The sequence below is a fragment of the Actinophytocola sp. genome (assembly GCF_036402745.1).
In the GTDB taxonomy this organism is placed as follows: Bacteria; Actinomycetota; Actinomycetes; order Mycobacteriales; family Pseudonocardiaceae; genus Actinophytocola.
Genome location: NZ_DASWSJ010000405.1, coordinates 1 through 4591 on the forward strand (window position 1 = coordinate 1; position 4591 = coordinate 4591).

At 72.3% G+C, this 4591-nt stretch carries 5 protein-coding genes; 4 read left to right on the forward strand and 1 reads right to left on the reverse strand.

The annotated features are described in order from the left end of the window. Both VGD70_RS35670 and VGD70_RS35675 read left to right on the forward strand, forming a co-directional pair. Window positions 1–416 (forward strand): phosphodiester glycosidase family protein (locus tag VGD70_RS35670; protein WP_331089372.1); only part of this gene is annotated, 416 nt, incomplete at its 5' end. A 9-nt stretch (window positions 417–425) separates the two neighbouring features. Beyond that, the gene (locus VGD70_RS35675; RefSeq protein ID WP_331089374.1) at window positions 426–1694 is read left to right on the forward strand and encodes an adenosylmethionine--8-amino-7-oxononanoate transaminase; all 1269 of its coding nucleotides are present in this window, start codon (window positions 426–428) and stop codon (window positions 1692–1694) included. 14 nt (window positions 1695–1708) lie between these two features. On the opposite strand, the gene VGD70_RS35680 is transcribed toward VGD70_RS35675, so the two are convergent. Then, entirely contained in the window at window positions 1709–2044 is a 336-nt protein-coding gene (locus VGD70_RS35680; RefSeq protein WP_331089376.1) for a glutaredoxin family protein, read from the reverse strand. Between the two features lie 138 nt (window positions 2045–2182). Here VGD70_RS35680 and bioD point away from each other — a divergent pair, with 138 nt between their 5' ends. Together bioD and bioB are read left to right on the forward strand one after the other, a co-directional pair. Further along, window positions 2183–2902, forward strand: coding sequence for a dethiobiotin synthase (gene bioD / locus VGD70_RS35685; protein ID WP_331089378.1), 720 nt, complete (start codon window positions 2183–2185; stop codon window positions 2900–2902). A 107-nt stretch (window positions 2903–3009) separates the two neighbouring features. Continuing rightward, a complete protein-coding gene (gene bioB / locus VGD70_RS35690) occupies window positions 3010–4047 on the forward strand; it encodes a biotin synthase BioB (protein WP_331089380.1) in 1038 nt (345 codons plus the stop codon). Window positions 4048–4591: the final 544 nt, after the last annotated feature.

The following is a 4591-nucleotide window of genomic DNA, read 5'->3' on the forward strand; positions in this document are numbered from 1 at the left end:
TCGCGCTGCGCCTGGGAATCGACACGGTCACGGTGACGCGGGCGCTCGCACCGGTCGCGCCGCGCGTCGCGGTCGGTGGACTGCCCGTCCTGCTGCGCGAGGGTGCGATCGATCCGCAGGTCGACTCGGCCGGCAACGCGGGCTTTCGCGGCGTGAACCCGCGCACCGCGATCGCGGTCGCCGACGCGGGGCGTCGTCTGCTGCTCGTGACGGTCGACGGACGGCAGCCGGGACGCAGCGTCGGCATCTCGCTCCGCGATCTCGCCGCGCTCCTGCAATCGCTCGGCGCGCGCGACGCCATCAACCTCGACGGCGGCGGCTCGACGACGATGGTCGCGAACGGCCGGGTGGTCAACAAGCCGTCCGACGCCGCCGGTCAGCGGCCGGTGGGCGACGCCATCCTGGTCCTGCCCTAGCCTGCGATCGTGGACGTCGACGAGCTGATCGCGCTGGACCGGGCGCACGTCTGGCACCCCTACGGCCCGATGCCCGGCACCGCGGACCCCCTCGTGGTCGACAGCGCCGAGGGGGTCCGGCTGAGGCTGAAGGACGGTCGCGAGCTCGTCGACGGCATGTCCTCGTGGTGGGCGGCCATCCACGGCTACCGGCACCCGGTCCTCGACGAGGCCCTCACCTCGCAGGCCGGCCGGATGAGCCACGTCATGTTCGGCGGACTCACCCACGAGCCCGCCGTGACGCTGGCAACCAAGCTCGTCGAGATCACCCCCGAGCCGCTCCAGCACGTGTTCCTCTGCGACTCCGGCTCGGTGTCGGTCGAGGTCGCGGTCAAGATGTGCCTGCAGTTCTGGCGCTCCGCCGGCCGCCCGGAGAAGCGCCGCCTGATGACCTGGCGCGGTGGCTACCACGGCGACACCTTCCACCCGATGAGCGTCTGTGACCCCGAGGGCGGCATGCACAGCCTGTGGCGCGGCGTCCTGCCCGACCAGGTTTTCGCCTCGCCCCCGCCGAAGGAGCTGGACCACGACTACGTGGCGCACCTGGCCGAGCTGATCGAGACCCACGCCGACGAGCTGGCCGCGGTGATCGTCGAGCCCGTCGTGCAGGGCGCCGGCGGCATGCGCTTCCACGACCCGCGCTACCTGCACGTCCTCCGTGAGCTCACCCTGGCCCACGACGTCCTGCTGGTCTTCGACGAGATCGCCACCGGCTTCGGCCGCACCGGCGAGCTGTTCGCCGCCGACCACGCCTCGGTCAGCCCGGACGTCATGTGCGTCGGCAAGGCGCTCACCGGCGGATACCTCACGATGGCCGCCGCGCTGTGCACCGCCGAGGTCGCCGACGGGATCTCCCGCGGCGCCGTCCCGGTCCTCGCGCACGGGCCGACGTTCATGGGCAACCCGCTGTCCTCGGCCGTCGCCAACGCCTCGATCGACCTGCTGCTGAGCCAGGACTGGCGGGGCACGGTCAAGCGCATCGAGAACGAGCTGCGCGAGGGCCTCGAGCCGGCGGCGGCGCTGCCCGGTGTGCGGGAGGTCCGGGTACTCGGCGCGATCGGCGTGGTCCAGCTGGACCACGAGGTGGACCTGGCGGCCGCCACCCGGGCCGCGGTCGAGCAGGGCGCGTGGCTGCGTCCGTTCCGCGACCTGATCTACACGATGCCGCCCTACATCAGCGACTCACGCGACCTGGCCACGATCACCGGCGCCGTGACGGCCGCCGTGAAGGCCGCCTGACTGTCCACACCGGACTATCTACATCGGACCCGGTCGGCGCCGCGCGGGCGCCGGTAGCCGGTGAGCGTGCCGGCCAGCTCGACGTTGGTCGGCTCCACGAGCACGGTCCCGTCGGGCGCCACGAGCACCGGGATGTTGGGGCGCCCGCCGGCGATCAGCGCCGCCCGCGCCCGCTCGGCGTCGTTCGTGGTGTCGATCATCGAGAACGGGACGTTGTGCCTGGTCAGCCACTCCTTGGCACGCCGGCAGTCGGCACACCAGCCAGCGCCGAAGAGCCACACGCAGTCGGGTTGCTCGCCGGTCAGCGCCGCCACCGTGGCGCGACCATCCCCATGCGCCGTCACGATCACGCGTAGACCTTACCCAGCCGGGGTCTGGAAGCGCTTACGGCAAACGGGTGGGATTCTCCGTTTCGGGTATTCCCGCGAGGAACGGTGCCGGGGACCACCTGCGGTTGTGGCGGTCGGGTGGGTCTAGCCTGACGCTCCGTGAGTGTCATCGTGCTCACGGGCACCGGAACCGGAGTCGGGAAGACCGTGGTCACCGCGGCCATCGCGGCCCTCGCGCTGGCCGGCCGGCGCAGCGTGGCCGTGCTCAAGCCGGCGCAGACCGGGGTCGGCCCCGACGAGCCGGGCGATCTGGCGGAGGTCGGCCGGCTGGTCGGCGAGGACGTCACCACCTGGGAGCTCGGCCGCTTCCCCGACCCGCTCGCGCCCAACACCGCCGCGCGCCGCGCCGGCCTGCCCGTGGTCACCCCGGCGCAGGCGGCCGCCGCCGCGATCGAGCTCTCCCGCGGCCACGACCAGGTGCTCGTCGAGGGTGCGGGCGGCCTGCTCGTGCGGTTCGACGACAACGGCGGCACGCTCGCCGACGTCGCCTGGTCGATCGGCGCCCCGGTGCTGATCGTCGCGGACGCCGGTCTGGGCACGCTCAACGCGACCGCGCTCACCGCGGAGGCCCTGCGCCGCCGGGGGATCGCGTGCGCGGGCGTGGTGGTCGGCTCGTGGCCGGCCGAGCCCGACCTGGCCGCCCGCTGCAACCTCGACGACCTCCCGACCGCCGCCGACGCCCCGCTGGTCGGCGCGATCCCGGCGAACGCGGCCGCGCTGGACCGGGCCGAGTTCCTCGCCGTCGCCCGCCGCTCTCTCGCCCCCGAGCTGGGTGGCGAGTTCGACGCGAACGGGTTCGCCGCCGAGTACGCGGCGTGAGCACGGCGGGCTCGTGGACCGCTCGCGCGTGAGATACATCGCGTCCGATCCGCGGTGTCGTGCGGCAGACTGGCTCGGACTGCCCATGATCCAGCGAGGAGGCCCCAGTGACCGCAGCTGCCGAACGGACCAAGGCTGACCGCACGCCTGGCGACCCGCTCGCGGTGGCCCGGGAGCAGGTGCTGGAGCGCGGCGAAGGGCTCGACGAGGCGCAGATCCTCGAGATGCTCCGGCTGCCCGAGGACCGGATTCCCGAGCTGCTCGCGCTCGCGCACGAGGTGCGGATGCGTTGGTGCGGCCCGGAGGTCGAGGTCGAGGGCATCGTGAGCCTCAAGACCGGCGGCTGCCCCGAGGACTGCCACTTCTGCTCGCAGTCCGGCCAGTTCCCCTCGCCCGTGCGCTCGGCGTGGCTCGACATCCCCGGCCTGGTCAAGGCCGCCCGCGAGACCGCGGCCACCGGCGCCAGCGAGTTCTGCATCGTCGCCGCCGTGCGGGGCCCGGACAAGCGCCTGCTGTCCCAGGTCCGCGACGGCGTGCAGGCCATCCGCGAGGACGGCAACGACATCCAGATCGCCTGCTCGCTGGGCATGCTCACCCAGGCGCAGGTCGACGAGCTCGTCGAGATGGGCGTGCACCGCTACAACCACAACCTCGAGACCGCCCGGTCGCACTTCCCGAGCGTGGTCACCACCCATTCGTGGGAGGAGCGCTGGGAGACGCTGAAGATGGTCGGCGAGGCGGGCATGGAGGTCTGCTGCGGCGGCATCATCGGCATGGGGGAGACGGTCGAGCAGCGCGCGGAGTTCGCCGCGCAGCTCGGCGAGCTCGACCCCGACGAGGTGCCGATGAACTTCCTCATCCCGCAGCCCGGCACGCCGTACGAGAACTTCGAGATCGTCGACGGCAAGGACGCGCTGCGCACCATCGGCGCGTTCCGGCTGGCGCTGCCGCGCACGATCCTGCGCTTCGCCGGCGGCCGCGAGCTGACCCTCGGCGACCTCGGCGCGGAGCAGGGCATGCTGGGCGGCATCAACGCGATCATCGTCGGCAACTACCTCACCAACCTCGGCCGCCCGGCCCAGCAGGACCTCGACATGCTGGCCGAGCTGAAGATGCCGATCAAGGCGCTGAGCGAGACCCTCTGATGTTCCGTGCGCGGGAGCGCCGGAGCGTTCGCCGTCTGGACGCGTGAGCGGGAGCGCCGGAGCGTTCGCCGTCTGGACTGACGAGCGCGCGCAGGCGCGTCAGCGCCGAGCACGGGAGGAGGGAAGACGGCGAGTAGCGGAGGAGCGGAGCGAACCATTCAGCACAGTGAGCGGGAGCGACGGAGCGTTCGCCGTCTGGACGTAGGAGAAGCGCAGGCGCGCCAGCGCCGAGCATCGCACGGAGGAAGACGGCGAGTAGCGGAGAAGCGAAGCGAACAATCCAACACAGCGAGCGCTGGAGCGTTCGCCATCGCACGGAGGAAGACGGCGAGTAGCGCAGGAATGGAGCGAACCATCGAATACTGCGTTCACTGCGGCAAACCACCGTCGGAGGGCGAGCACACCCGGTGCACGGGTGTGATCGGGGCGCTCGACCCGCCCCGGTTCTGTCCCGAGTGCGCTCGCCGGATGGTGGTTCAGGTGACCCCATCCGGGTGGTCCGCGCGCTGCAGCCGGCACGGAGACCGCACGTCCTCGAACGCTC